Origin of the sequence: Methylobacterium iners (assembly GCF_022179305.1) — a bacterium.
Classification (GTDB): Bacteria; Pseudomonadota; Alphaproteobacteria; order Rhizobiales; family Beijerinckiaceae; genus Methylobacterium; species Methylobacterium iners.
In genome coordinates this window covers 90,074-116,039 of the sequence record NZ_BPQP01000009.1, presented here as the reverse complement: position 1 = coordinate 116,039, position 25,966 = coordinate 90,074, and the positions used below count along the sequence as shown (strand labels likewise).

Below are 25,966 nucleotides of genomic sequence, written 5' to 3'. Positions count from 1 at the left end.
AAGGCGACGCGACGACCTCCATCAGCATTGCGGTTCACGGCTGGGCCGAGGCATGCGGGCCTGTTGCCGGGATGTGAGAGAGCCAAGGGCCAAACGGGGGATCTGACGACGACCCGCACCGTGCCCCGAGCTGCGGCGCCGTTCGAAAAGGATCGTCCACGGCTCGGAGCAGAACCAGGAGGAACGGTCCTGAGAGCTCGCACGGAAGAGGGGGCATTGCAGCCCCGACGTGCCGTCCGCCGCGAGCCAAGTTCAGGCAACTCAAGATCGGAGGACACGGAGGGGCTACGTTCTTCGGTTGCCTCGTGCATGAGGGACACAACTTATATTGCAGTGCGGTATGCAACAGCTGTTACCGGCGCAGTGAAGACCCTTGTCCTGCTTCAGATATACAATATGCTGATCGCACAATAATCGTCCGAGAGTCCAAGGCGTACCGGTCCGGGGCGCTGAAAGGACCCGGCTGGAGGAACCTCATGAAGACTGGAATCGCGCGCTCGCTCGTGCGTGGCCTAGCCCTCGCTGGCCTGACATCCGCCGGCCTCGGTGCGGGCGCGGCGCACGCGGCTTGGCAGCCTACCAAAACCGTCGAGTTCATCGTCCCGGCAGGGACCGGTGGCGGCGCCGACCAGATGGCGCGCATGCTCCAAGGCATCATCCAGAAGCACAGCCTGATGCCGCAATCCCTCGTGGTCATCAACAAGGCCGGCGGGGCGGGCGCCGAGGGCTTCCTCGACCTCAAGGTCTCGAACCGCAACCCTCACAAGATCATCATCACCCTCTCGAACCTCTTCACGACGCCGCTCGCCACCGGCGTGCCGTTCAAGTGGGAGGACCTGACGCCGGTCGCGATGCTCGGCCTCGACGAGTTCGTCCTCTGGGTCAACGCGAAGTCGCCCCACAAGACCGCCAAGGACTTCGTCGAGGCCGCCAAGGCCGAGGGCCCGAACTCGGTCAAGATGGGCGGCACCGGCTCGAAGCAGGAGGATCAGATCATCACGGCCGCCATCGAGCAGGCGACCGGCACGAAGATGACCTACGTCCCCTTCAAGGGCGGCGGCGACGTCGCGGCGCAGCTGGTCGGTGGCCACATCACCTCGAGCGTCAACAACCCGATCGAGGCGGTCGCGCAGTGGCGGGCCGGCGAGCTGAAGCCGCTCTGCGTCTTCGACAAGGAGCGCATCCCGCTCAAGGAGAACGTCACCGCCTCCATGTCCTGGGGCGACATCCCGACCTGCAAGGAATCGGGCCTCGACATCGAGTACCTGATGCTGCGCGGGATCTTCATGGGGCCAGGCGCCACCCAGGAGCAGGTCGACTACTACGTCGAGCTGTTCAAGAAGGTGCGCGAGACGCCCGAGTGGAAGGACTTCATGGCGAAGGGCGCCTTCAACACGACCTTCATGGCCGGTGACGAGTTCAAGGGCTGGCTCGGCAAGGCCGCCGCGCTCCACCGCTCGCTCATGGAGAAGGCCGGCTTCCTCGCGAAGTGAGGACAGGCGTCCGCTGACTGAACGCGGCGGAGGCTCCTCCGTGCCCGGCCCTCCCGGCAAGATCAATCAGGCATCGGCACGACGTGCCGGGAAGACGAGACATGGCCCACGACACCGAGCACGGCGGGAACACCGCCTCCGAGAACACGGTCTCCAAGCGCAGCATGGAGCTGGTCGTCGCCGGCCTCTTCATGGCGCTCGCGACCCTGATCATGGTCGACAACTGGCGGCTCGGGGCGAGCTGGCAGGAGGACGGGCCGGGCGCCGGCTATTTCCCATTCAGGATCGGCGTCATCATGTTCGCGGTCAGCGCGGCCACCTTCGCGATTCATCTGCGCAGGCTGAACGCGGCCGACCCGACCTTCGTGGATCGCACGCAGCTTCGCCAAGTCCTGCAGGTGCTCGTTCCGACAATCGTGTTCGTGATCTCGATCGGCTTCCTCGGGATCTACCTGGCATCCGGGCTCTTCATTCTGTTCTTCATGCGCTGGCTCGGCAAGTATCCCTTCTACAAGATCTTGCCGATCGCGGTGCTGACGCCGCTGTTCCTCTTCATGATGTTCGAGATCTGGTTCCTCGTGCCGCTACCGAAGGGTCCGATCGAAGCGGCGCTGGGCTATTGAGAGAATCACCGGGCGACGTTCTCGCTCGGTGGGGAATGACGGCACGGTACGCATGAGCGTCCTTCGTCGATGATCGCGGATGGTGCCGGAAACGCTCGGCACGCCGCACGAGAATGGTTGGAGCCCCTGCCTTGGACGCGCTTCTCTCTCTGATCCACGGCTTCGGAATTCTCGCCGATCCGATGAACATCCTCTACATGTTCGTCGGGATCTTCCTCGGCGTCCTGATCGGCGTGCTGCCCGGATTGGGCGGCGCGAACGGCGTCGCGATCCTCCTGCCCCTGACCTTCAGCATGTCGCCGGTGTCGGGCATCATCATGCTGTCGTCGATCTACTGGGGCGCGCTGTTCGGCGGGGCGATCACCTCGATCCTGTTCAACATCCCGGGCGAGCCGTGGTCGGTGGCCACGACCTTCGACGGCTATCCGATGGCCCAGCAGGGCCGGGCGGGCGAGGCGCTCGCCACCGCCTTCACGGGCTCGTTCCTCGGCGCCTTCGTCGCCACGCTGCTCCTCACCTTCCTGGCGCCGTTGATCGCGCGCTTCGCGCTGCAGTTCGGGCCGGCCGAGTTCTTCGCAGTCTACCTGCTGACCTTCTGCAGCTTCGTGGGGATGGGCAAGGAATCGCCGCTCAAGGTCATCGCCGCCATGATGCTGGGCTTCGCGCTGGCCGCGGTCGGGATCGACACCGTGACGGGGCAGCTGCGCATGACCTTCGGCTCGACCGAGCTCCTGCGCGGGTTCGACTTCCTCGTCGCCGTGATCGGGCTGTTCGGCGTCGGCGAGATCCTGCTCACCATGGAGGAGGGGCTGGCCTTCAAGGGCAAGACCGCCAAGATCAACTCGCGGGTCGTGCTCCAGGTCTGGAAGGAACTTCCGAAGTACTGGGCAACGGCGATCCGCTCGTCGATCGTCGGATGCTGGATGGGCATCACGCCAGGCGGCGCGACGCCGGCCTCCTTCATGAGCTACGGGCTCGCCAAGCGCTTCTCCCGCACGGGGTCGAAATTCGGCACTGGCGAGGCGGAGGGTGTGCTGGCCCCCGAGACGGCGGCGCACGCCGCCGGCACCAGCGCGCTCCTGCCGATGCTGACGCTGGGGATCCCGGGCTCCCCGACGGCGGCCGTGCTGCTGGGCGGCCTCCTGATCTGGGGCCTGCAGCCGGGCCCGCTCCTGTTCGTGGAGCAGAAGGATTTCGTCTGGGGCCTGATCGCCAGCATCTATCTCAGCAACGTCGCCGGGCTCATCGTCGTGCTGACGACGGTGCCCTTCTTCGCCGCGATCCTGCGGGTGCCCTTCAGCATCATCGCGCCGATCATCCTCGTGATCTGTGCGGTCGGCGCCTACACGGTGCACAACGCGCTGCTCGACATCGCCGTCATGCTGGTCTTCGGCGTGATCGGCTACCTGTTCAAGAAGCTCGACTATCCCCTGGCGCCGCTGGTGCTCGCCCTCGTGCTCGGCGACATGGCCGAGAGCGCCTTCCGCCAGGCGATGCTGCTCTCGCAGGGCAGCGTGTCGATCTTCTGGGCCAATCCCCTGGTCGGCTCGATCGTGACGCTGGCCCTGACCATGCTGTTCTGGCCGCTCATCTCGGCCGGTCTCGCCAGGCTCCGGCCACGGGCTCCCGCGCCGCTGTCTCCGTGACGGCGGTGCCTGATCGCCGCCGCGCTCTCCTCCCCCTTGCGGAGAGGAGTTGGAGGTGGGTGGGTGACCCTGGACTCAGGCAGTCGGAACCACCCCCGCCTGTGCCCCCTCCACGAGGGCGGGGCGATGGCAGATGGGGTTCTTCAACCCCCCTTTGTCATTCCGGGGCGCCGCAGGCGAGCCCGGAACCCAGAACCGCAGGTCGCGATCCAGCCTGCTTCGTCGGCGGCTCTGGGTTCCGGGCTCTGCTGCACAGCCCCGGAATGACAACGAGGAGAGTTATAGAGGCCGCCGGCCAACGAGCCATCTCATCTGCGATCGCCCTTCCAGAGGGGGACGCGCTAGGCCGGGCTGATCAAACCGCCAGACGCTCAGTCTCCGCCCCATCGTGCGCGAGGAACAGCTGGTAGGCCGGGTTGTCGGTCTCGTCGACGAAAGGATAGCCCAACGCGTCCATCGCCGCGTCGAAGCGCGCGCGTTCGTTCTGGGGCACGCCGATCCCGGCGAGCACCCGGCCGTAATCGGCCCCGTGATTGCGGTAGTGGAACAGGGTGATGTCGAACCCGTCGCCGAGCCCGTCGAGGAAGCGCATGAGAGCGCCTGGCCGCTCCGGGAACTGGAAGCGGTAGATGCGCTCGTCCGACAGTCCCGCGGTGCGCCCGCCCACCATGTAGCGGATATGGACCTTGGCCATCTCGTTGTCGCTCATGTCGAGGACGCGGTAGCCCTGGTCGCGAAGGGAGGCGATCAGGTCGCGCTTCTCGGCCGCGCCGCCGGAAAGGTTCACGCCCACGAAGATCTGCGCGTCGGCCTCGCGGGCGTAGCGGTAGTTGAACTCGGTGATGGCGCGGGGTCCCAGCGTCCGGATGAAGGCGCGGTAGGCACCCGGCCGCTCGGGGATGGTGACGCCGAGCAGGACCTCGCGGCCCTCGCCAACCTCGGCGCGCTCGGCGATGTGGCGCAGGCGGTCGAAGTTGAGGTTGGCCCCCGAGGAGATCGCCACGAGGGTGCCCGACCCGGGCTGGCGCTCCGCGTAGAGCTTGGCGCCGGCGAGCGCCAGGGCGCCGGAGGGCTCCGAGATGGCGCGGGTGTCGTCGAAGACGTCCTTCACGGCCGCGCACATGGCGTCGGTGTCAACGGTGATTACCCCGTCGAGATGCTCGCGGCAGAGCCGGAACGTCTCGGCGCCCGCTTGGCGCACGGCGACGCCGTCGGCGAAGAGGCCGACCGTGGGGAGGATGACCCGCTCGTCGGCGGCGAGTGCGGCGGCCATGCAGGCGGCGTCGTCCGGCTCGACGCCGATCACCTTGGTCTCGGGGCGCAGATACTTCACGAAGGTGGCGACCCCGGCGGCGAGGCCGCCGCCGCCGACGGGCACGAAGATCGCCTCGATCGGCCCGGAATGCTGGGTCAGGATCTCCATGCCGATCGTGCCCTGGCCGGCGATCACGTCGGGGTCGTCGAAGGGATGCAGGAAGGTCAATACCTGCGCCGCCTCGAGCTCGCGGGCGTGGCCCAGCGCCTCGTCGAAGGTGTCACCGTGCAGCACGACCTCGGCGCCGCGCGCCCGGCAGGCATCGACCTTGATGGCCGGCGTGGTGCGCGGCATCACGATGACGGCGCGCACGCCGAGCTTGGCCGCGGCGAGCGCCACGCCCTGGGCGTGATTGCCGGCGGAAGCGCAGACGACGCCGCGCGCCAGCACCTCGGGGGGCAGCCCCGACATCTTGTTGTAGGCTCCGCGCAGCTTGAACGAGAACACGGGCTGCAGATCCTCGCGCTTGAGCAGCACCGGGCGGTCGAGGCGCGCCGACATGCGCGGCATCGGGTCGAGCGGGCTCTCGATGGCGACGTCGTAGACGCGGGAGGTGAGAATCTTGCGGATGTAGTCGGTCACGAAAATCACGGGTTCGAGCGAGGGACGGCTCGTGGGGCGCGCGCCCACCGTTAAACCGTCCGTGGTCGGGATGCGAATGTGCCCCTTTAGCACGCCGCGGCCCGCGCCGCGCGAAGCCCAGCCCTGCAACGCGCCGCGGCGCTCGGGCCCGCGGCATCGGTCACCCCCAGCCCAGGCGCTCGATGAGAGCCGCGAGCCAGACGAGGGCGGCCAGCGCCTGGGCCAGGAAGGCGCCCGCCGAGGCCATGTCCTTGACGGTGCCGACCGCCGGGTGCCGGGCCGGATGGAGATGGTCGCACAGCTTCTCGATCGCCGTGTTCAGGAACTCGGCCGAGAGCATCAGGAGCAGGCTTCCCGCGAGCGCGACCCGCACCCAGAGGCCCGATCCGATGATCATCGCCAGCGGCACGCCGAGAAGCAGCAGGACGAGCTCCTGGCGCACCGCGCGCTCGGTGCGGGCGCCGTAGCGCAGGCCGCGCCAGGAATTGAGGAAGGCGAGACGCAGCGCGTTCATGGTTCGAGGGTCCCGGATCGCGGCGCGGCTCGGGCGATCCATTTCGCCAGCAGCGGACCGGTGAGGAGGACGGTGAAGAGCCGCAGGGTCTGGACCGCGAGGACGAAGGACACGTCCGCCTTCGCCCCGACCGCGATGATCGCCACCGAATCGAGCCCGCCCGGGCTCGTGGCGAGGAAGGCCGTGAGGAAATCGATGGGGAGGAGTCGGGTGAGCCCGAAGGCGAAGCCGCCGCAGAGCGCGACGACGAGGAGGGTGGCGGCGAGGATTCCGGGCAGGGCGTGGACCATCTCCCGCAGCGTCTCCCTGGTGAAGCGCAGGCCCACATACCAGCCGATCAGCGCGTAGGCCGCATCGAGCAGGGGCGCCGGCAGCGCCATCGTGGCGTAACCGGTGGCGTGGAGGAGGGCGCCGAGCAGCATCGGTCCGACGAGCGCGCCGGCCGGCAGCCGCAGGGCCAGGGCCAGGCCCGCGCCGACGGCCGCAATCCCTAGGGTCGCGGCGACCGTGAGCGCGCCCGGCGCCTTGGGGACCACGCTCTTCGCGCCGGTCTCGCCGCCGAGATCGGCGAGCAGCCGCGCCATCGCCGAGGCGCAGAGCACCACCACGACGACGCGCACATATTGCATGAAGGCGACGAGGCGCGGATCGGAGCCGTATTCCTCCGCCATCGCGACCATCGCCGCGGCGCCACCGGGGGAGGAGCCCCAGGCGGCGGTGGTGCCGGGCAGGACCTGCAGCCGCGTCAGGCCCCAGCCGACGGCGGCGCCCGCCGCCACGGTCACGAGAACGACGGCGAGGATCAGGAAGCCGTCGCCGAGCAGGGTGCCGACGATCTCGGGGTTCACCGAATGAGCCACGAGGCAGCCGATGATCGCCTGTGCCCCGAGGAAGCCGGGCTTGGGCACCTTGAGCCTGGCGCCGGACACGCCGAAGCCGATGGCGGCCAGCATCGGGCCGAGCAGGAGAGCGGCCGGAAATCTCGCCAGGGTCAGGCCGTAGGCGAGCACCGCCGACACGGCAAGGAGCGCCGCCCAGGAGCCGAGGGAACGGATGTCGGTCAAGGAAGGCCGAGGCTCTCGGGGGACGTTGGTGGGACGGGTGCGGGCTCACGTGCCGGAGCAGCGGAGGCGATTTCCAGGTTCCGCTATACCGGATTGCCCACACCGTCACGGCGTGGCGCTCTGGGGCGCAGGCCGGCATCGTCGGCGCAGGCCATGGTGTTGGACGGCGCGTGGGCCCGGAAGAAGGCCGCGAGGTGGGCGAGACCGGGCGCGCGCGGGTCGCTGGAGCGCCAGGCGAGCGCGATGGTGCGGCCGGGCCCGTCGACGTCGAAGCTCCGCGTCACGGTGAGGCCGCTCGGGTCCGGCCCGCTCGGCACGGCCAGCGCCGGCAGCAGGGTATAGCCCGCGCCCGCGGCGACCATGGAGCGCAGCGTCTCGAGGCTTGTCGCGTGTCGGCCGGCGGCGTTGCCGGCGCCGCAGGCCGCCACGGTCTGGTCGCGCAGGCAATTGCCCTCGTCGAGGAGGAGCAGGTCCGGTCCGGCGACGTCGGTCGCGCGCAGGGCTCCGCCGCGAGCGAGCGCGTGGTCGGCCGGGCAGGCGAGGAGAAAGGGCTCGATGAAGAGCGGCGAGACGGTCAGCCCGGAGACGGGCACCGGCAGGGAGACCAGGGCGGCATCGATCCGGCCATCGCGCAAGCCCTCGAGGATCTCGGCGGTGCGCGCCTCGCTGAGTGCCAGGGCCAGGAGCGGAAATTCCTGCCGCAGGCTGCGCAGCACCAGGGGGAAGAAGTAGGGTCCCAGCGTCTGAATCGCCGCGAGGACGAGGCGGCCGGTGAGCGGTGCGCCGCGGCCCTCGCTCGCCAGCACGAGCAGGCGCTGCGCCTCGGCCAGGACGGCGCGAGCCTGCCGGACGATGCCCTGGCCGGCCGGGGTCAGCATCACCCTGCGGTTGCCGCGCTCGAACAGGACGAGGCCGAGCGCCGCCTCGAGCTTGCGCACCTGCACGCTCAGCGTCGGCTGGCTGACATTGCAGCGTTCCGCCGCCCGCCCGAAATGGTGTTCGTCCGCGATGGCGACGACATATTCGAGATCGCGCAGGGAGAGGCCCGACAGGTTCATAGACTGTGTCTATCAGAGTCTTTGCAACGATGCATTTGTCTTAGGGCTTCGCTGCGGCGATAAGGTCTGACCGGAATCGTTCCAGGGTCCGCCCCGCTTCCCCGGGCGCGAGCCGCAACGAGGAGACCATCACGCATGAGCGATCAACGTCCGATCCTGACCACCCGCCAGGGCCACCCGGTCCGCGACAACCAGAGCACCCGCACGGTGGGCGAGCGCGGGCCCGCGACGCTCGAGAACTATCAGTTCATCGAGAAGATCACCCACTTCGACCGCGAGCGCATCCCCGAGCGCGTGGTCCATGCCCGGGGTGCGGGCGCCCACGGCTACTTCGAGGCCTACGGAAAGATCGGCGACGAGCCCGCCTCCAAGTATACCCGCGCCCGCGTCCTCACCGAGGCCGGCGTGCGGACCCCGACCTTCGTGCGCTTCTCCACCGTGGCCGGCGCCAAGGAGAGCCCCGAGACCGAGCGCGACCCGCGCGGCTTCGCGGTCAAGTTCAAGACCGTCGACGGCAACTGGGATCTGGTGGGCAACAACCTCAAGGTCTTCTTCATCCGCGACGCGATCAAGTTCCCCGACATGATCCACGCCTTCAAGCCCGATCCGGTGACGAACCGGCAGGAGCCCTGGCGCTTCTTCGACTTCGTGGCGCAGCACCCCGAGTCGATCCACATGGTCACGCACCTGAAGTCGCCCTGGGGCATCCCCGCGAACTACCGCGAGATGGAGGGCTCGGGCGTCAACACCTACAAGCTTGTCAACGACAAGGGCGAGGCGGTGCTCTGCAAGTTCCACTTCGAGCCCAAGCTCGGCGTGCGCAACCTGACCTCGGCGCAGGCCTCCGAGATCCAGGCCAAGGATGTCGGGCACGCCACGCGCGACCTCTACGACAACATCACGGCGGGCAACTTCCCCGAGTGGGAATTCTGCGTCCAGATCATGCCGGACGGCCCGAACGACCACCTCTCGTTCGATCCGCTGGACGACACCAAGCTCTGGCCGGTCGAGGACTTCCCGCTCCTGCCGGTGGGCCGCCTCGTGCTCGACCGGGTGCCGGACAACTTCTTCGCGGAAGTCGAGCAGTCGGCCTTCGGCACGGGCGTGCTCGTCGACGGCATCGACTTCTCGGACGACAAGATGCTCCAGGGCCGGACGCTGTCCTACTCGGACACCCAGCGCTACCGCGTCGGCGCCAACTACCTGCAGCTGCCGATCAACGCGCCGCAGCCCGGCGTGAAGGTCTATTCGAACCAGCGCGACGGCCAGATGACCTATTCGGTCGACGGCACCGGGCCGAACCGGCACATCAACTACGAGCCGAGCACCCTGGCCCAGGGCCTTCGCGAGGCGGACAAGCCGGCCCACGAGTACCACCAGCCGGTGGAGGGCAAGCTCGGCCGCTACCAGACCTCGCGCACCGAGGACGACTACACCCAGGCCGGCGTTCGCTACCGCTCGTTCCAGGATTGGGAGCGCGACGAGCTCATCAGCAACCTCGTCGGCGACATGAAGCAGTGCCCGGAGCCCATCCAGCTTCGGATGGTCTGGCACTTCTGGCACGCGGACGAGGATTACGGTCGTCGGGTCGCCGAGGGCGCGGGCATCGACCTGCAGAAGGCGCTCGCCCTGCCGCCGCTTCCCGGCCGCGCCGCCCCGGGCAAGCGCCTGCACGCCGAAACCTACACCGACGGCACCCAGGCGCATCGGGTCGCCGCCGAGTAGGGCGGCATCAAGGACGGAAGGCTTCAGCCCCGCACGGTCACTTGGCCGTGCGGGGCTTTTCCATGATCCAAGGCCCCCGGACGGCGAGATCGGCCGCGCATCGTCGATCGCTTGAGGCGCAAGCCGTAACGCTCGCGCTTGTCAGGGCTACGACCTTTGCGACGAGGGCTCGCCCACGTAGCCCGCCCGCCCGGCACCGAGCCCGCAGACGAGGCTGCCGAGTGCGATCCCGGTGAACAGCAGGGTCGGCCAGAACCAGCCGCCGCTGAGATCGTGGGCGAGGCCGAAGCCCAATGGCCCGAGCGAGGCGAGGCTGTAGCCCACGCCCTGCGCCAGGGTGGAGAGGCCGGCGGCGGCCGCAGCGTCGGGTGCGCGCAGCACGATGATCGTCAGCCCGAGACCGAACAGGCCGCCCACGCTGAGACCGAGCAGGATGCCGATCGGCATCACCGCCCAGACCGGCCCGAGGACGAGGGCAGCGAAGCTCGCGATGCAGAGCAGAATCAGGCCAACGACGAGGCCGCGTTGGTCGCGCAGCCGCGCCGCCAGTGCCGGCACGAGGAGCGCGCTCGGCATCTGTCCGATGCTGAGGATCGAGGCGACGAGGCCGGCCTCCAATGCGCTCAGACCCCGGTCCTGCAGCACGGCCGGCAGCCAGCCGAAGATGACGTAGGCCAGCGAGGATTGCAGGCCCATGAAGCCCGTCACCTGCCAGGCGAGAGGGTCGCGCCATAGCGGTCGTCGCGCGGGGCCGGCGCTGAGGCCGGACGGCGCGGCCCGTACGAAGGGGAGCCAGGCCAGGGCCGCCGCGAGCGCCGGCAGGCTCCAGGCCGCGAGCGCCAGGGGCCAGCCGCCACCGGCCTCGGCGAGCGGCACCGTGAGTCCGGCCCCGGCCGCCGCGCCGAGGCAGAGCACCATCGTGTAGAGGCCGGTCATGATCCCGGCCCGGCCGGCGAAGTCGCGCTTGACGAGGCCGGGCAGAAGCACGCCGGCAAGGCCGATCCCCACCCCCGCGAGGCAGACGCCGAGGTAGAGCAGCGCGAGGCCGCCGAGCCCGCGCAGGCCGTTGCCCAGGGCGACGACGAGGATCGCCAGGAGCACGCCCGCATCCGCGCCGATGCGGCGCACGACCATCGGCCCCAGAGCGCAGGCCAAGCCGAGGCAGAGCACGGGCAGGGTGGTGAGGAGTGCCGCGCCGGACGCGCTCAGGCCCGTAGCGGCCCGAATCTCGATGAGGAGCGGCCCGACGCTGGTCAGCGCCGGGCGCAGGTTGAACGCGACCAGCATCATCCCGAGCCCGACGAGCGCGGGATGGATGGGTCGGCCCTCTCGCCGGCTCAAGCGGACACTTCTCGTGGAGCCGCGGGACGCGCGCCGCCCCTCACGCCCGGCGCCGCCTGGCCGCCAGGGCGAAGGTCAGGGCGGTGGCCAGCATCAGGGCGAAGGGGATGTCGCCGAGCCGGGCGTACAGCGTGCGCCCGGGCAGGCGCTCCGGCAGGGCGGTATCAAGGATGCCCTCGACGCCGAGCGGCAGGCTCGCCGTGACCCGGCCGTGGGGGTCGACGACGCCGGAGATGCCGGTATTGGCATCGCGCACGAGGGGCAGGCCCTCCTCGACGGCGCGCAGCCGGGCCTGGGCGAAGTGCTGGCGCGGCCCCGGCGTGTCGCCGAACCAAGCGTCGTTCGTCAGGTTCAGGATCAGTCCCGGCACGGGCGGTGGCGCGCCCGCGGCGGCAGCCGGCACGATCTCGGAGGGGAAGATCGCCTCGTAGCAGATGGTGGCTGCGACCGGCGGCAGGCCGGGTACCTTCAGGATCTGCTGGCCGGCGCGGCTGCCCGCGGTGAACCCGCCAGGGATCGACACGAACTGACGCAGGCCGAGTGCCCGCAGGATCGCGTCGAGCGGGCCCGGCAGATACTCGCCGAAGGGGACGAGGTGGACCTTGTCGTAGATGTCCCCCAGCGTCGGCCCGGAAGCGATGGTCAGGATCGAGTTGAAGTAGCGTGGGCGCTCCCCCGGCAGCGGCTCCTCGGCCCGGGCCGCCCCGGTGATGAGCTGCTTGCCCGGCGGCAGGGCGTTGGCGATCTTCGCCAGCGCCTTCGGGTCGCGCTGGATCAGGAAGGGAAACGCGGATTCCGGCCAGATCACGTGGGTGACGTCGGCGAGCCCGGTACGGTCGGGCGAGGCAGCGCGGTCGCTGAGCTCGATGTAGCGGTCGAGAATGTCCTCGCGGTTCTCGGGACGGAACTTGGCATCCTGCTCGAGGTTCGGCTGGACCAGCCGCAGGCGCACGCCGGCCACCACCGGGTCCGGGCCGGCGGGCAGGCGGGCGGCGCCGAAGCCGGCGAGCAGCGCCAGCGCGAGGGCGGCGGCAAGCGTCGGGGCGAAGCGCCCGCGCGCGGTGCCGGCCGTGGCGAGGGTGGCGGGGGCGGCCGCGACCAGGATCGCGACGAGGGTGAGCCCGTAGAGGCCGAACAGGGCGGCGCCCTGCATCAGCCAGAGGTTCTGGCCCAGTGCCATGCCCAGCGTGTTCCAGGGAAAGCCCGTGAAGAGGTGCCCACGCAGCCATTCGCTGCCTGCGAGCCCGAGGGCGAGGGCCGCGATCCGGCCCGCGCCCTGGGACCAGACGAGGCGGGCCAGGGCGAAGCCCGCGCCGTAGAACAGGCCGAGCACAGCCGGCAAGCCGATCACGCCGAGCGGCAGGGCCCAGGCGAACTCCTCGGCCTCGACGAGGAAAGCGGCGCCGAGCCACCACAGGCCGGCGGTGAGATAGCCGAAGCCCCAGGCCCAGCCGATCACGACCGAGGCCGTCAGCGTGCGCCGAAGGCGGCCGGCGCTCGCTCCGTCGAGGAGCCAGACGGCGACGCAGAGCGATACGACGAGGGCCGGAAACAGCCCGAAGGGCGGCATCGCCAGCGCCCCGAGCGCCCCGGCCAGAAGGGCGATCGCCAGCCGGCCGATTCCCGACGACAGCATGATCCACTGCGCGATGCCCGCGAGGGGGCCGCTCGCGGGCATCGAGGGCCGCGCGTCGACGCGCAATCCGGGCTCCGCGGCCCGAGCCTGATGGGTCACGGGCCGGGCGCGTCGCTGACGGCGGGCAGAGCCTTGGGAGGCGGCAGGGCGAGGGGCACCACGGCCGTGATCCGGGCCTGGCCGCGCTGCAGGCGCAGGCGCTTGACCCGGCGCGGATCGGCGTCGAGCACCTCGAATTCAAGGTCGCCCGGGCCGGTGATCAATTCACCGCGCGAGGGCACCCGGCCGGCCAGCGTCACGATGAGACCGCCGATCGTGTCGATCTCCTCGGCCATCTCGCCGACGGCCGCGACGAGATCGACCCCACTCGCCTCCGAGACTTCGGCGAGCCCGGCGCGAGCGTCGGCCACGAAGACCTCGGCCTCGCCCTCGACGCGCTGAACGAGGCGACCCTCCGCGACGTCGTGCTCGTCCTCGATGTCGCCGACCACCATCTCGATGAGGTCTTCGATCGAGATCAGGCCGTCGGTGCCGCCATACTCGTCGATGACGAGGGCCATGTGCGTGCGGGTCGCCTGCATCCGCACGAGCAGGTCGATGGCCGGCATCGAGGGCGGCACGAACAGGACCGGCCGCAGGATGCGGGTGGAGGCCAGGGTCACGGACAGGTCGACATTGCCGAGGTTGAGCGCGCGCAGCGCCCGGGTGCCTCGCCGCGGGCGGGTGACCGCCGGGGTCGCCACATCCTCGGTCAGCGGCGTGGTGGCCGTGCCGTTCGCCGCCCGACGGGTGACGGCCTCGGCACGCGCGGCGATGTGATCGACGAAGTCGCGGATGTGGACCATGCCGCGGGGATCGTCGAGAGTCTCGCCGTAGACCGGCAGCCGCGAATGGCCGGCCGTGCGGAAGAGCTTGAGCAGGTCGCCAAGACCGGTGTCGATCGAGACGGCGACGATATCGGCCCGGGGGATCATCACGTCGTCGACGCGCACCTTGTGCAGGCCGAGCACGTTCTTGAGCATGGCCCGCTCAAGGGGCGAAAATCCGTTTTCGGCCGAGGCCGGCTCGGCCAAGGCACCCTCGATGTCGTCGCGCAGCGAATCACGCGGGCGCAGATGCAGGGCGTGCAGCAGGCGGTCGTACCAGGGCTCGCGGGCCTGGGGCTCGCCGTCGGCGCCGTTGAACGCGGCCTGGGCCGCGCCGCGACTTCGATCGTTCGTCATGTCTCTCTGATCTGAAATTCAGGGCAGGATCGCCCGCTAAAGCCCTTAGTCGGCATCGCAATAAGGATCGGGAATGCCGAGGCTGCGAAGGGCGGCCGTCTCGAGGGCTTCCATGGCCTCGGCCTCCGATTCGCCGGTCTCGTGGTCCTGGCCGAGAAGGTGGAGAATGCCATGGACGAGGAGATGGGCAAGATGGTGGTGGAGCGGCTTCGACTGCTCCTCACTCTCGCGCAGCATCGTGCCATACGCAAGAACCACGTCGCCCAGCGGCTGCGCGGCGCCCGCATGGAGGGGTTGCAGCGGAGCGGGGAAGGACAGGACGTTGGTAGGCTTGTCCTTGCCTCGCCAAGTCCGGTTGAGGTCCTGCACGGTGGCGTCGTCGGTGAGCAGGATGCTGACCTCGACGGGGTGCGCCGGAACCTCCGGCGCGACCGCCAGGGCGGCCTCGACCGCGCGGACGACGAAGCGTTCGAGATCCGGCGCGGCGCCCGCCCAGCGCTCGTCCTCGACGGCGATATCGATCTCGTGGTCAGGGGTCTGTGGCTGCGGCACGGTCACCTCAACGCGCTCGTGGCGCCGTGACGAAGGTCGCAATCCTCTCGACGATCCCGATCGCCAGCGGCAACCGAGGATCGCGGTAGGTCGCGATATTGGCCGCCCGGTCGGGCGAGACGACCGTCTTCAGGACGTAGTTCGCGTCGGGAACGAGGAAGAGCTCGGAACGCAGCGCTGCTTGATGCAGGCCCCGGGCGTCCGCAGCGGAGACCTGAAGGTCTCGCTCGCCCTGCACGATCAGCGTCGGACCCTGCCATGCCGCGAGGAGTTTGGACGGGTCCAGGACGAACGCGTCGATCAGGAAGCCCTGCACCGCCGGCCTGAACAGAGATGCCAGCGCCGGGTGCAACGCGCCGTCATCGACGCGCCGCCCGCCTTCGAGCGACGCGATCGTGCCGAATGCCTGCGCCAGAAGCGGTGCATTGGCCGGATTGGCGGTGAGCTGGTCGCGGAGAACCTGGCCCAGGGGCCGTCCCGGGGTCGCAACGAGGATCAGGCCACAGATCCCCTCAGCCTTCTGGGCCGTGGAAAGTGCGACCAAACCACCCTCGCTGTGCCCGACGAGCCAGACGCAGGCAGCCCCTGTCTTCGCGCGCAGGAGGTCAGCCCAGTGCTGCACGTCGCCGGCATAATCCGAGACGGTCACGGCATCCGGATCGGCGACGGCCGCCGCACTCCCGATCATGCCGCGCTTGTCGATGCGCAAGGTCGCGACGCCCTTCGCCGCAAGCCCCTCCGCCAGGAGGCGATAGGTGGAGGCCGCAACGCCCAGCGGATTGTTGCCGTCCCGGTCGGTCGGACCCGACCCCGGAATGATCAGGACGGCGGCGGAGGCGACACCCGGCCTCGTCAGGGTGCCTCGCAAGGCGGCCAGGGGCCCCGGCACCTCCACAGCCTCTTCGGTCGCGGCGACCGGAAGGGCGGCGCAGACCGTCATGGTGAAACCGAACGCGATTGCTGCGCCGGCACGGGCAGGTCGTCCGACGAGAGGCATTTGGCCTTCACGCCAGCGGCCGCCGCCGCGGGTTCGGATTGCGGTCGGTGTCCGCCCCGCCGTGGGCGGCAGCCTCGTAGGCGGTGACGATGCGGCGGACGAGGTCGTGGCGGACCACGTCGACATCGCGGAAGGTGACGCGGCCGATGCCCTCGACGCCGTCGAGGATGCTGACCGCCTCGACGAGGCCCGATTTCTGGCCCGGCGGCAGGTCGACCTGGCTCGGGTCGCCGGTGATGATCATGCGCGAGTTCTCGCCCAATCGCGTCAGGAACATCTTCATCTGCATGGAGGTGGTGTTCTGCGCCTCGTCGAGCAGAACCACGGCGTTGGTCAGCGTGCGCCCGCGCATGAAGGCGAGCGGCGCGATCTCGATGATGCCGGTCTGCAGGCCGCGGTCGACGTGGCGCGCCTCCATGAAGTCGTAGAGGGCATCGTAGATGGGGCGGAGATAGGGATCGACCTTCTCGCGCATGTCGCCGGGCAGAAAGCCGAGACGCTCGCCGGCTTCGACCGCCGGGCGCGACAGGATCAGCCGCTCGGCGTGTCCCTGCTCCAGCAGGGACACGGCGTGGCCGACCGCGAGCCAGGTCTTGCCGGTGCCGGCCGGCCCCTCGGCGAAGACGAGTTCGTGGGCGCGCAGAGCCTTGATATAGGCGTCCTGCGCCGCGTTGCGGGCGCGCACCGCGCCTTTTCGGCGCGTGGCGATCTGGTCGAAGACGGGGCGGTCGGGCTCGGCGGCGATCTCGGCCGAGGGAAACAGGGTGCCCTGCTGCGTCGTCTCCTTGATCGCTCCATCGACGTCGCCGAGCGTCAGCGCGGTGCCGCCGGCAGCGACGCGGGCATAGAGCCGCTCGAAGACGCGGCGGGCCTTCTCGGCCGCGTCGGGCGCGCCCTTGATCACGAGGTGGTTGCCGAGCGCCGTCGCCGTGACCTCGAGACGCCGCTCGATATGGGCGACGTTCTGGTCGTACTGACCGAAGACGAGGCTTGCGAGCCGGTTGTCGTCGAAGGTGAGCGCCACCTCCACGGTCTCGATGATCTCGCCGGCGCGCGAGGCCGGCCCGCGGCCCCGCAGAGGGCCGCCGCGTCCGCTCAGGCCGTCAGGTGCTGCCACGCCGTGTTCCTCGAGTTCTGTCCGAGCGATCGCTGCCCCGCCGGCGACGGCCCTCCTCTCCCGGAGGGGGATGACCCGTGCCAGGCTTCGGAGACATCAGGCTCTTGGAAGGGGACCTCACGCGGCCACCGCGTCGGCGTGCGTTCTCTCGCCGAACAAGCTGTTGGCGCTGGTCGCGGCGACCCGGACCCGCTGCAGCGTCCCGATCGTCGTCGCGGGAGCGTCGAATTGGACGGCGAGCAGGTGGGGCGTCTTGCCGGCCACCTGGCCCGGATGGCGGCCCGGCTTCTCCACCAGCACCTCCACCTCACGTCCCACCATCGCCGCGGCGAAGGCGTGGCGCTGCCCGTCAAGGAGGGCCTGCAGCGCCGCGAGGCGCTCGGCCTTCACGGCCTCGGGCACCGCGTCTGCCCGCTCGGCCGCCGGCGTGCCGGGGCGCGGGCTATACTTGAACGAGTAGGCACTCGCGAAGCCGACATCCGCGACGAGCCGCATCGTCTCGGCGAAGTCCGCGTCGGTCTCGCCGGGGAAGCCGACGATGAAATCCGAAGAGAGGGCGATGTCCGGCCGGACCGCGCGGACCCGCTCGACTAGCCGGCGATAGGTGTCGGCGTCGTGCTTGCGGTTCATGGCCTTGAGCACCCGGTCCGAGCCCGACTGCACCGGCAGGTGCAGGTAGGGCATCAGGCCCGGAATCTCGCCGTGGGCCCGGATCAGGTCCTCGCCCATGTCGTTGGGATGGCTCGTGGTGTAGCGCAGCCGCAGGAGCCCGGGCAGCCGCGACACCGCCCGCATCAGGCCGGCGAGGGTCACGGGCACCCCGTCCGGGCCCGCACCGTGATAGGCGTTGACGTTCTGGCCGATGAGCGTGACCTCGCGGGCGCCGCCGGCGACGAGGCGCTCGGCTTCCGCGAGGATCGCCGCGACCGGGCGCGAGACCTCGGCGCCGCGGGTATAGGGCACCACGCAGAAGGCGCAGAACTTGTCGCAGCCCTCCTGGACGGTGAGGAAGGCCGAGACACCGCCGGTGCGCCGCGCCGGCAGGGCGTCGAACTTGTCCTCGACCGGGAACTCGGTGTCGACGACGCGGGTCTGCCGCGAGCGCGCCAGCAGCTCCGGCAGGCGGTGATAGCTCTGCGGGCCGACCACCACGTCGACGGCGGGCGTGCGGGCCAGGATCTCGGCGCCCTCGGCCTGAGCGACGCAGCCGGCCACCACGATCCGCGTGTCCTGCCCGGCCTGCCCGCGCTCGCCCTTGAGGACTCGCAGGCGCCCGAGCTCGGAATAGACCTTGTCGGCCGCCTTCTCGCGGATGTGGCAGGTGTTCAGAACGACGACATCCGCCTCCTCGACCCGGTCGGTCGCCGCGTAACCCTCCTCGCCGAGCAGATCCGCCATCCGGGCGGAATCGTAGGCGTTCATCTGGCAGCCGTAGGATTTGACGAAGGCTTTCTTCAACGTGCGGGGTCCTGTAGGGCGATCAGGCGCCCGCATCTAACACAGTTTGCAAGGGGCGTCGCGGCGACGACCTGTCCTCAAATGGCTGGGAGGCCAGAGCCTGCGAAGCCGGGTGCCTGGGCAGGGGCCTGGCTCTGTGCGGGGTCCATCGCCCGGCCGGCGAGGACACCCCGCATTGCGGCGCGTACGGAAGCCTCGGCCACGGCCGTCGCGCGCTTGCGGTCGGTCCCGGCGTCGAAGGTGATCGGCGCGCCCCAGACCACGTGCACGTCGATCGGGCCGCCCTTGAGGAAGAGGGCGAGATGAGGGGCGAGCTCCATGTCGCCGTACCAGGCGATCTCGGGCCGCTCGGAGCGGACCACCGGCAGACCATTGCGGCGCGGATAGGTGATCGCCAGCGGCTGCAGGCGGATGCGGCCGAGGCCGCCCGCTCCGGGGTCGATGGCGGTGCGCGCCGCGCCCACGAGGGAGGAGCGGAAGGGCAGCAGCCGGTTGCCGTCGCCCGTGGTGCCCTCCGCGAACAGCACGATGAGGTCGCCCGCCGCAAGGCGGTCGGCCACTGTCGCGTTCACGTCGGCCGTGGCGGCGCGGCGGGCCCGGTCGATGAAGACCGTGCGCTGGAGTCGCGCCAGCATCCCGATGACGGGCCAGCCCGCGATCTCGGACTTCGCCACGAAGGAGAGGGGCCGGAGCGAGCCGAGCACCAGGATGTCGAGCCAGGAGATGTGATTGGAGAGGACCAGGGCCGGCTCGCCGGCGCCTGGCGGGCTGCCGCTCTCCGTCACCCTCACCGAGAACAGGCGCAGGAAGGTCCGGTGGAACAGGGTCGGGCACCAAGCCGCGAGGCGACCGCGCCCGAAGCGCAGGCTCAGGACGTGCGGTCCGACCATGATGGCGAAGGTCAGGGCGCAGAGGAGAAGGCGGAATGCGGTGCCGAGGCGGGTCATCGTGCGCGAGAAGGGCTTCCGTTGGCGCCCCTCACGGCAGGATCGCCTGCATCGTCAGCGCCGTGGTACGGCCGCCATCGGCGGTCGTGTAGTAGCCGACGCGCTCGCCGATCCGGCGGAAGCCGTGGCGGGCGTAGAGCTTCAGGGCCGGAGCGTTGCCCTCGTCCACCTCAAGGTGGACCTTGCTCACGCGGGCATTGCCGAGATGCTGCAGGTGTTCGCGCAGAAGCTTGTGGCTGAGCCCGGAGCCCCGCATCGAGGGCGCCAGCACGATCGTCAGGATCTCCGCCTCGTCGGCGACCCTGCGCGACAGCACGAAGCCCTGGATCGTGCCGGCCCGCCATAGGGCGTGTGCCTCGGTGGAGCGCTCGCAGAGCATGCGCTCGAACTCGTGCGCGTCCCAGGGGCGCGCGAAGGCGGTCGCATGCAGGCGAGCGAGGGCGGAAGCCTGACCTGAATCGCGCAAGGGGGCGACGTAGGCCTCGCCGCCCCAGGCATCCCACCAGGCGAGCCACCATTCGACGGGCCAGAACGGGGAGGCGGGACGGTTCATCGACGGGCGAGCCTCGCATGGTCCTGGGGCGCGGCGTCAGGCCCCCGCAGGTAGAGCGGCCGCGGCAGCGCTTGTTCCGGGTCGGCGAGCATCCCGAGCGAGGCGATCCAGGCGATCTCCGGCGGCGCTGTGCCGGCGATCTCCGCCTCGACACCCCCCTTCCGCAGGGTCGCGGCCAGGGCCGGGGCGCCCGACCCGACCAGGGTGAGGCGGTTGCGGCCAAGGCGCTCGGCCGCCTCGTCCAGTCCGACCAGGCTCGGGGGCACCACGATCCCGTCGGTGAGGCTCATCGCCTGGAGATAGACGGCGCCGTGGCGCGCATCGATCGCGGCGGCGATCAGGCCCTCGCCGTTGAGGGCCAGCAGGGGCGCGAGCAGCGCTGACAGGGTGGTGACGCCAACGACGGGGATGCCGGTGGCGAGCCCGATGGCGCGGGCCGCCGAGAGCCCGACGCGCAGGCCCGTATAGCTGCCCGGACCGACGGTGACGGCGACGCGATCCAGGCTCTCGAACCCGCCCTCGCTGCGGGCGACGACCCGCTCGATCAGCGGAAGCAGGGCCTCGGCATGGCCACGGCTCAGCGTCAGCGACTCGTCGGCGATGAGGTCGTCGGAAAGGTCCGTCGCGATGCAGGCGGAGCAGGCGTCGAGCGCCGTATCGATCGCTAGGATACGCAAACTCACTCCCGGTCCGATCGGCACGGCGGCTTCCGCCGTGCCCTCAATCCCGCTGGGAGCCGGATGCTAAGTCAAAAACCCTGTCCCGTCAGCGCGACACATCCCTCCCGCACGCGATGGCGGGAGGGTGTTGCGCACTTGCTGCGGAATCAGACCGCCTGGACCTCCCGCACCTCGGGCAGGAAGTGGCGGAACAGGTTCTGCACGCCGTTGCGGAGCGTCGCGGTGGATGAGGGGCAGCCCGAGCAGGCGCCCTTCATTTCGAGGTAGACGACGCCCTCCTTGTAGCCGCGGAAGGTGATGTCGCCGCCGTCGCTCGCGACGGCCGGGCGGACGCGGGTCTCGAGGAGGTCCTTGATCGTCACGACCGTGTCGTGATCGGCCGCGTCGTAGAACTCCTCGCCGTCGTCGTCGCCCGTGGCGGTGCCCTCGCTCAGCACCGGGGCGCCGGACTGGAAGTGCTCCATGATCGCGCCGAGCAAGGCGGGTTTCACCTGCGGCCACTCGTTCTCGCCCTCCGCCTTCGTGACCGAGATGAAGTCGTGGCCGAAATAGACGCCCGAGACGCCCGGCACGTCGAACAGGCGCTGGGCCAGCGGCGACCGGGCCGCGGCGGCGGCGTCGCGGGCCTCGAAGGTGCCCTCGGGCAGCACGACGCGGCCGGGCAGGAACTTCAGGGTGGCGGGGTTTGGAGTGGCTTCGGTCTGGATGAACATGGCGACGTGAGATCCTCGTCCGCTGCGCCGGTTCAAGGCCGGCCGGGAACGGCGCCGGATTTGCCCGGCGCCACCTTCCATGTGGACCGCGCCGCCGCTTTTCTCAACCGCCAGCGCACGCCGTGAGACGGTCATCCGGCGCCAAAATCATGCCTCGCGCAATCGACAAGCGGCACAGGCTCCTGTATGGCCGGCGCCAACTCACAACAGGATGCCGAAATCCTGACGCCTGATGCCGCCTTGATGGGGGTGCGGGCGCGACACGGCGGAGTATGACATGAACATCATCCAGCAGCTTGAGCAGGAGCAGATGGCCCAGCTCGGCAAGACCATTCCCGATTTCCAGCCCGGCGACACGGTGACCGTGAACGTCAAGGTGAAGGAAGGCGAGCGTACCCGCGTCCAGGCCTACGAGGGCGTCTGCATCGCGCGCTCCGGCGGCGGCCTCAACGAGAGCTTCACCGTCCGCAAGATCTCCTACGGCGAGGGCGTCGAGCGCGTGTTCCCGGTCCATGGGCCGCTGATCGACTCGATCGTCGTGGTCCGCCGCGGCAAGGTCCGCCGCGCCAAGCTCTATTACCTGCGCGATCGCCGCGGCAAGTCGGCCCGCATCGTCGAGCGCGCCGACCGTCCGGCCGAGAAGACCGCCAAGGCCGATGCCGCCAAGGCGGTCAAGGACGCCCGCAAGGCGGAGAAGGCCGACAAGGCCGCCGCGAAGGCGGCCGCCGCGGAGTGATCTCTCGGCCATGACGCAGAACGAAAAAGGCCGGGCGCGATGCCCGGCCTTTTTCGTGATGGGGTTCAGGAGGCGAGGGTGATCTCGCCCTCGCGCACGGCGCGCTCGCCGGTGCCGGACTTGATCCGGTAGAACGGCTCGCCGGTCTGGTCCTCGGGCACGAGGCGGATGATCTCGAACACGTCGCCGGCATCGGTCTTGGCGTCGGCGTAGCCGATCCGCGCGCGGCGCACGCGCTGGCCGATCTTGAACTTGTGGGACATCGGTTTTCTCCTTCGGTTGATCGCGTGTCGAAGGCGTCCGGCCGATCACTCCGGTTCGATCCACGAGAACGACGATCCCCTCCTCGCGGGGAGGGCGAGCCATCGTTGCCTACTTCCGCGCCTTGGCCTTGCGGGCCGCGTAGCGGGCATCGCGCTGGGCCTTCTGCTCCAGCCGGGCGGCCGTGGCGCGCTCGATCTTCTCGGCCGCCTCGCGGACGGCTTCCGCGGCGAGGCGCTCGCGCTCGGCATCGGCCTCGGCCGCGCGTCGGGCTTCGGCCTCGAGCCGGGCGGCCTCGCGAGCGGCGACGCGGATCTCGCGCTCGCGGACGATGGCCTCGCGCTCGGCCTTGCGGGCCAGCACGGCCGGGTCATCGGCCGCCGGCCGCTCACGGAAGCGGGTCGTCCTCTCCTGGCGGGCCTGTGCCTGCGCCTTGAGACGGTCGGCCATGGAATTTTCGTTGAATTGGCTCACGCAGCATCCTGGATGGCGTGCCGGCGGATCGGGGCGGCCCCAAGCACCGGCCTGGAAACATAAGGAAAGCCGCTCCCCTGTCGGAGAGCGGCTCTTGAGACGTCAGGCCCGTGAGGGCCGGGGCTCAGACGGCCTGAAGGTTTCCGGCGGACTGCTTTCCGCTGCGCTTGTCGGTCTCCATCTCGTAGGAGACCTTCTGGCCCTCAGCGAGGCCACGCATGCCGGCGCGCTCGACAGCCGAGATGTGCACGAAAACGTCGTTTCCGCCGCCATCCGGCTGGATGAATCCGAAACCCTTCTGCTCGTTGAACCACTTAACAGTACCGACAGCCATCTTGTATCCTTCGCCCTCGCGGGCATAGCTCGGAGGGTCCGCGCGGGATCTGCGCGGCCTTCATCCGTTTCACCGATAGGAGAGAGAGTATCGGAACGCACGCCCGTCACGGGCGGCAAGGCCGAAAATCTGGCGCAGATCGATAATCCAGAAGTAGGATATTGAGACGCGATTTGCAACACACGATTTTGTTGAAGCACTACTATGAGAAATTCTGGTCCGAGTCCGGTAATAGGGCCAAGCCGACTTTCATCACCGCAGCATCCTCCGCATCCACCTGCGCCTCGAAGCCGAGCCGGCGGCACACGGCCAGCATGCTCCGGTTCTCTCTCAGCACCGTGCCTTCGATCCGGGAAAGGCCGTCGGCGCGGGCCCAGTCGATCATCAGCCGCATCAGCGCGAAGCCGAGGCCCGAGCCCTTGACGTCGGTACGCACCAGAATCGCGTATTCCCCGCTCTCGTGGTTGGCATCGGCGTGCAGGCGGACCGCACCGAGCATGGCACCGGTCTCGACGTCGATCGCCACGAAGGCGATGGCGCGGGCGTAGTCGAGCTGCGTCAGCCGCGCGAGGAAGGCGTGGTTGAAATCGCGCACGGGAGCGAAGAAGCGCAGGCGCAGATCCTCGGCGCTGACCCGGCCGAAGAAGTCGCGAAAGAGGTCCTCGTCCTCGGGCCGCACCGGTCGCACCCGGATTGAGCGCCCCTTGAGGGTCATCGCCCGCTCCCACTCGGCCGGGTAGGGCCGGATCGCGAAGCGCGGGTGATAGGCGCCGCGCGGGCGCGCGCCGGGCGCGAGCGCCGGGCCGACCATGACCCGGGCATCGAGGGCGAGCACGCCCCCCGCGTCGGCGAGCAGCGGGTTGATGTCGAGCTCGCGCACTTCGGGCAGGTCGGCGGCGAGCTGGGAGAGCTTCACGAGGAGGAGGGCCAGGGCGTGACGGTCCACGGCCGGCACGTCGCGATAGGCCGCCAGCCGCCGCGACACCCGGGTGCGGTCGATGAGCTCGTCGGCGAGCCGCAGGTCGAGGGGCGGCAGGCCGAGCGCCCGGTCGTCGATGACCTCCACGGCCGTGCCGCCCCGGCCGAAGACGACGACGGGGCCGAAGGTCGGGTCCTCCGCCAAGCCGGCGATGAGCTCACGGCGGGTGCCGCGGCGGATCATGGGCTGGACCGCGAAGCCGGTGATGCGGGCATCGGGCCGCAGCTCACGAGCGCGGGCGAGGATGTCGGCAGCGGCGGCGTGCACGTCGGCCTCGCTCGTCAGGTCGAGGCGCACGCCGCCGACGTCGGATTTGTGGACGATGTCCGGGGAGACGACCTTCAGGGCCACGGTGCCGCCGGCCGCGATGATCGGCCAGGCGGCGCCTGCGGCCGCGTCGGCATCCGGAGCCAGCGCGAGCGGCTGGCTCGGGATGCGGTAGGCGGCGAGCAGGCCCGCCACCGCGCCGGGATCGAGCCAAGTCTCGCCGGCGGCCATCGCCCGGGAGACGATGGCACGTGCCGCCTCGACGTCCGGCGAAAAATCGCGCGGCAGGCTGTCGGGCGTGCGCATCAGGTCGTCCTGCGCCTCCCGGTGGCGGACGAGGTGCAGGAAGCCCTGAATCGCGTCGGCATCGGTGGGAAAGCGCGGGATGCCGGCGGCGGCGAGCGCCTTCAGCGCCGCCTCGTCCTCGCCGATCGAGACGGCGAACACGGGCTTCCTGCGCCCGCCTGCGGCGCGGGCCTCGCCGATCGTCGCGGCGATGGCCGCCGCGACGCCGGCACTGTCCGAGCGCGCAGTGGGCACGTGGATCGCGAGGACCGCGTCGTTGCGGGTATCGGCGAGCAGGGGCGCCAGGGCGGCGGCATAGCGGGGCGCATCCGCCTCGACGCCGATGTCGAGGGGATTGCCCTCCGGGGTCTCGGCGAGGGTGCCGCCGCCGTCGGCGAGCTGGTCGGCAGCGAGCGCGCCGACGCCGTGCCCGTTGGCGAGGATGGCGAGCCGCTTGCCGGGGAAGGGCCGCTGGCGGCCGAGGGTCTCCACCGCCGAGAACATCGCGTCGAGATTCTCGACGGCGAGGAGGCCGGCTCGGCGGAAGGCCGCCTCGTAGACCGCGTCGGGACGGGCCAGCGCGCCCGTATGGGTGAGGACGCGGCGGGCCTGCGCCGCATGGCGGCCGGTGCGCAGGACGACGACCGGCTTGGCGCGGGCCGCCGCCCGGGCCGCCGACATGAACTTGCGCGCGTCCGGCACCACGTTCAGCGAGAGCAGGATCGCCCGGGTCTGCCAGTCGCTCGCGAAATGATCGAGGCAATCGGCCACGTCGATGTCGCAGGCGCGCCCGAGGGAGAGCACGGCGGAGAACCCGACCGCGCGCCGCGCCGCCCACTCGACGATGCCCGCCGCGACGGTGCCCGATTGCGAGATCAGCGCGAGGTCGCCCGGGACCGGCGCATGCGCGAACAGGCTCGCGTCGAGGTGGGCGCTCGGCACCGCGAGGCCGAAGCTGCCGGGGCCGAGCAGGCGGAGGCCGTGCGGCCGGGCCGCCGCCCGGGCAGCCTCGCAGAGGGCGTCGTCGATTCCCGCCGTCAGGATGACCGCGGCGGCCGCGCCGCGTGCACCCGCGCCCTCGACGACGCGCGGCACCGCCTCGGGCGGCGTGGCGATCACGACGAGATTTGGAACTTCCGGTCCGTCGAACAGGGCATCGGTGGACGTGGTGCCGCTTTGCCAGATCCGACCCTCGAATCCGCCCCGGTCGAGATTGGCGGCAATGGCCGCTCCGAGCCTGTCGTCCGCGCCCGTGACGATCGCGACCGCCCGCGGGTGGAGCAGCGCCTCGAAACGATAGGTGCTCATGGAGGCCTTCGATCGATGCGAGGCGCAGCCCGGCCCGCGCCGCCGCAGGCGTAAGCTGGGGCCGGTGATCGAGGTTCCAAGTCCC

24 protein-coding genes are annotated in these 25,966 nt (G+C 70.2%); 5 read left to right on the top strand and 19 right to left on the bottom strand.

Annotated elements, in window-relative coordinates:
- The first annotated feature begins 476 nt into the window (after nucleotides 1–476).
- The 3 genes from MFF55_RS03800 (at nucleotide 477) to MFF55_RS03790 (ending at nucleotide 3,762) form a co-directional block, all read left to right on the top strand.
- On the top strand, nucleotides 477–1,493 hold the full coding sequence (locus tag MFF55_RS03800; protein WP_238242750.1) for a Bug family tripartite tricarboxylate transporter substrate binding protein: 1,017 nt from the start codon (nucleotides 477–479) through the stop codon (nucleotides 1,491–1,493).
- A 101-nt stretch (nucleotides 1,494–1,594) separates the two neighbouring features.
- Complete coding sequence (locus MFF55_RS03795) at nucleotides 1,595–2,116, top strand: tripartite tricarboxylate transporter TctB family protein (protein ID WP_238242749.1); 522 nt, start codon at nucleotides 1,595–1,597, stop codon at nucleotides 2,114–2,116.
- Nucleotides 2,117–2,247: 131 nt separating this feature from the next.
- A complete protein-coding gene (locus tag MFF55_RS03790) occupies nucleotides 2,248–3,762 on the top strand; it encodes a tripartite tricarboxylate transporter permease (protein WP_238242748.1) in 1,515 nt (504 codons plus the stop codon).
- 355 nt (nucleotides 3,763–4,117) lie between these two features.
- On the opposite strand, the gene ilvA is transcribed toward MFF55_RS03790, so the two are convergent.
- The 4 genes from ilvA to MFF55_RS03770 all read right to left on the bottom strand — a co-directional run bounded on the left by ilvA (nucleotide 4,118) and on the right by MFF55_RS03770 (nucleotide 8,295).
- Nucleotides 4,118–5,659 (bottom strand): threonine ammonia-lyase, biosynthetic, encoded by a 1,542-nt coding sequence (gene ilvA / locus MFF55_RS03785; protein WP_238242760.1) that lies wholly within the window; start codon nucleotides 5,657–5,659, stop codon nucleotides 4,118–4,120.
- Between the two features lie 160 nt (nucleotides 5,660–5,819).
- Nucleotides 5,820–6,173, bottom strand: coding sequence for a diacylglycerol kinase (locus tag MFF55_RS03780; protein WP_238242747.1), 354 nt, complete (start codon nucleotides 6,171–6,173; stop codon nucleotides 5,820–5,822).
- Nucleotides 6,170–7,237 carry an AbrB family transcriptional regulator gene (locus tag MFF55_RS03775; protein ID WP_238242746.1) on the bottom strand — a complete coding sequence of 356 codons (1,068 nt, stop codon included), beginning with the start codon at nucleotides 7,235–7,237 and terminating at the stop codon, nucleotides 6,170–6,172. Before MFF55_RS03775 ends, MFF55_RS03780 begins: the two co-directional genes overlap by 4 nt.
- Nucleotides 7,238–7,320: 83 nt before the next feature.
- Nucleotides 7,321–8,295, bottom strand: a complete 975-nt coding sequence (locus MFF55_RS03770) for a LysR substrate-binding domain-containing protein (RefSeq protein ID WP_238242745.1) — start codon at nucleotides 8,293–8,295, stop codon at nucleotides 7,321–7,323.
- Between the two features lie 135 nt (nucleotides 8,296–8,430).
- Between MFF55_RS03770 and MFF55_RS03765 the strand changes: the two genes are divergently transcribed.
- Entirely contained in the window at nucleotides 8,431–10,020 is a 1,590-nt protein-coding gene (locus tag MFF55_RS03765) for a catalase (protein ID WP_238242744.1), read from the top strand.
- Between the two features lie 147 nt (nucleotides 10,021–10,167).
- Here the strand turns inward: MFF55_RS03765 and MFF55_RS03760 are convergent, their stop codons facing one another.
- The 11 genes from MFF55_RS03760 to MFF55_RS03710 form a co-directional block, all read right to left on the bottom strand.
- Entirely contained in the window at nucleotides 10,168–11,361 is a 1,194-nt protein-coding gene (locus MFF55_RS03760) for an MFS transporter (protein WP_238242743.1), read from the bottom strand.
- Nucleotides 11,362–11,401: 40 nt separating this feature from the next.
- A complete protein-coding gene (lnt, locus tag MFF55_RS03755) occupies nucleotides 11,402–13,039 on the bottom strand; it encodes an apolipoprotein N-acyltransferase (protein WP_238242759.1) in 1,638 nt (545 codons plus the stop codon).
- A 53-nt stretch (nucleotides 13,040–13,092) separates the two neighbouring features.
- On the bottom strand, nucleotides 13,093–14,220 hold the full coding sequence (locus MFF55_RS03750; RefSeq protein ID WP_238242742.1) for a hemolysin family protein: 1,128 nt from the start codon (nucleotides 14,218–14,220) through the stop codon (nucleotides 13,093–13,095).
- 45 nt (nucleotides 14,221–14,265) lie between these two features.
- On the bottom strand, nucleotides 14,266–14,778 hold the full coding sequence (gene ybeY, locus MFF55_RS03745) for an rRNA maturation RNase YbeY (protein ID WP_238242741.1): 513 nt from the start codon (nucleotides 14,776–14,778) through the stop codon (nucleotides 14,266–14,268).
- Nucleotide 14,779: 1 nt separating this feature from the next.
- Nucleotides 14,780–15,769 carry an alpha/beta hydrolase gene (locus MFF55_RS03740; protein ID WP_238242740.1) on the bottom strand — a complete coding sequence of 330 codons (990 nt, stop codon included), beginning with the start codon at nucleotides 15,767–15,769 and terminating at the stop codon, nucleotides 14,780–14,782.
- Between the two features lie 7 nt (nucleotides 15,770–15,776).
- A complete protein-coding gene (locus MFF55_RS03735) occupies nucleotides 15,777–16,886 on the bottom strand; it encodes a PhoH family protein (RefSeq protein ID WP_373874711.1) in 1,110 nt (369 codons plus the stop codon).
- Nucleotides 16,887–17,003: 117 nt separating this feature from the next.
- A complete protein-coding gene (miaB, locus tag MFF55_RS03730) occupies nucleotides 17,004–18,344 on the bottom strand; it encodes a tRNA (N6-isopentenyl adenosine(37)-C2)-methylthiotransferase MiaB (RefSeq protein WP_238242739.1) in 1,341 nt (446 codons plus the stop codon).
- Nucleotides 18,345–18,421: 77 nt separating this feature from the next.
- A complete protein-coding gene (locus tag MFF55_RS03725) occupies nucleotides 18,422–19,291 on the bottom strand; it encodes a lysophospholipid acyltransferase family protein (RefSeq protein WP_238242738.1) in 870 nt (289 codons plus the stop codon).
- A 31-nt stretch (nucleotides 19,292–19,322) separates the two neighbouring features.
- Nucleotides 19,323–19,844 (bottom strand): GNAT family N-acetyltransferase, encoded by a 522-nt coding sequence (locus MFF55_RS03720; RefSeq protein WP_238242737.1) that lies wholly within the window; start codon nucleotides 19,842–19,844, stop codon nucleotides 19,323–19,325.
- The gene (gene tsaB, locus MFF55_RS03715) at nucleotides 19,841–20,521 is read right to left on the bottom strand and encodes a tRNA (adenosine(37)-N6)-threonylcarbamoyltransferase complex dimerization subunit type 1 TsaB (RefSeq protein WP_238242757.1); all 681 of its coding nucleotides are present in this window, start codon (nucleotides 20,519–20,521) and stop codon (nucleotides 19,841–19,843) included. The genes MFF55_RS03720 and tsaB overlap by 4 nt, the downstream gene beginning before the upstream one ends.
- A 149-nt stretch (nucleotides 20,522–20,670) precedes the next feature.
- Nucleotides 20,671–21,237: a NifU family protein gene (locus tag MFF55_RS03710; protein WP_238242736.1), complete on the bottom strand. Its 567-nt coding sequence runs from the start codon at nucleotides 21,235–21,237 to the stop codon at nucleotides 20,671–20,673.
- Between the two features lie 277 nt (nucleotides 21,238–21,514).
- Between MFF55_RS03710 and rplS the strand changes: the two genes are divergently transcribed.
- Complete coding sequence (rplS, locus tag MFF55_RS03705) at nucleotides 21,515–21,973, top strand: 50S ribosomal protein L19 (RefSeq protein ID WP_238242735.1); 459 nt, start codon at nucleotides 21,515–21,517, stop codon at nucleotides 21,971–21,973.
- 65 nt (nucleotides 21,974–22,038) lie between these two features.
- Here rplS and MFF55_RS03700 read toward each other — a convergent pair whose 3' ends face one another.
- The 4 genes from MFF55_RS03700 to MFF55_RS03685 all read right to left on the bottom strand — a co-directional run bounded on the left by MFF55_RS03700 (nucleotide 22,039) and on the right by MFF55_RS03685 (nucleotide 25,881).
- Nucleotides 22,039–22,236 carry a hypothetical protein gene (locus tag MFF55_RS03700; RefSeq protein ID WP_238242734.1) on the bottom strand — a complete coding sequence of 66 codons (198 nt, stop codon included), beginning with the start codon at nucleotides 22,234–22,236 and terminating at the stop codon, nucleotides 22,039–22,041.
- A gap of 109 nt (nucleotides 22,237–22,345) precedes the next feature.
- Nucleotides 22,346–22,708, bottom strand: coding sequence for a DUF6481 family protein (locus MFF55_RS03695; RefSeq protein ID WP_283206695.1), 363 nt, complete (start codon nucleotides 22,706–22,708; stop codon nucleotides 22,346–22,348).
- A 124-nt stretch (nucleotides 22,709–22,832) separates the two neighbouring features.
- Complete coding sequence (locus tag MFF55_RS03690) at nucleotides 22,833–23,042, bottom strand: cold-shock protein (protein WP_238242732.1); 210 nt, start codon at nucleotides 23,040–23,042, stop codon at nucleotides 22,833–22,835.
- Nucleotides 23,043–23,244: 202 nt separating this feature from the next.
- The gene (locus MFF55_RS03685) at nucleotides 23,245–25,881 is read right to left on the bottom strand and encodes a bifunctional acetate--CoA ligase family protein/GNAT family N-acetyltransferase (RefSeq protein WP_238242731.1); all 2,637 of its coding nucleotides are present in this window, start codon (nucleotides 25,879–25,881) and stop codon (nucleotides 23,245–23,247) included.
- Nucleotides 25,882–25,966 lie beyond the last annotated feature (85 nt).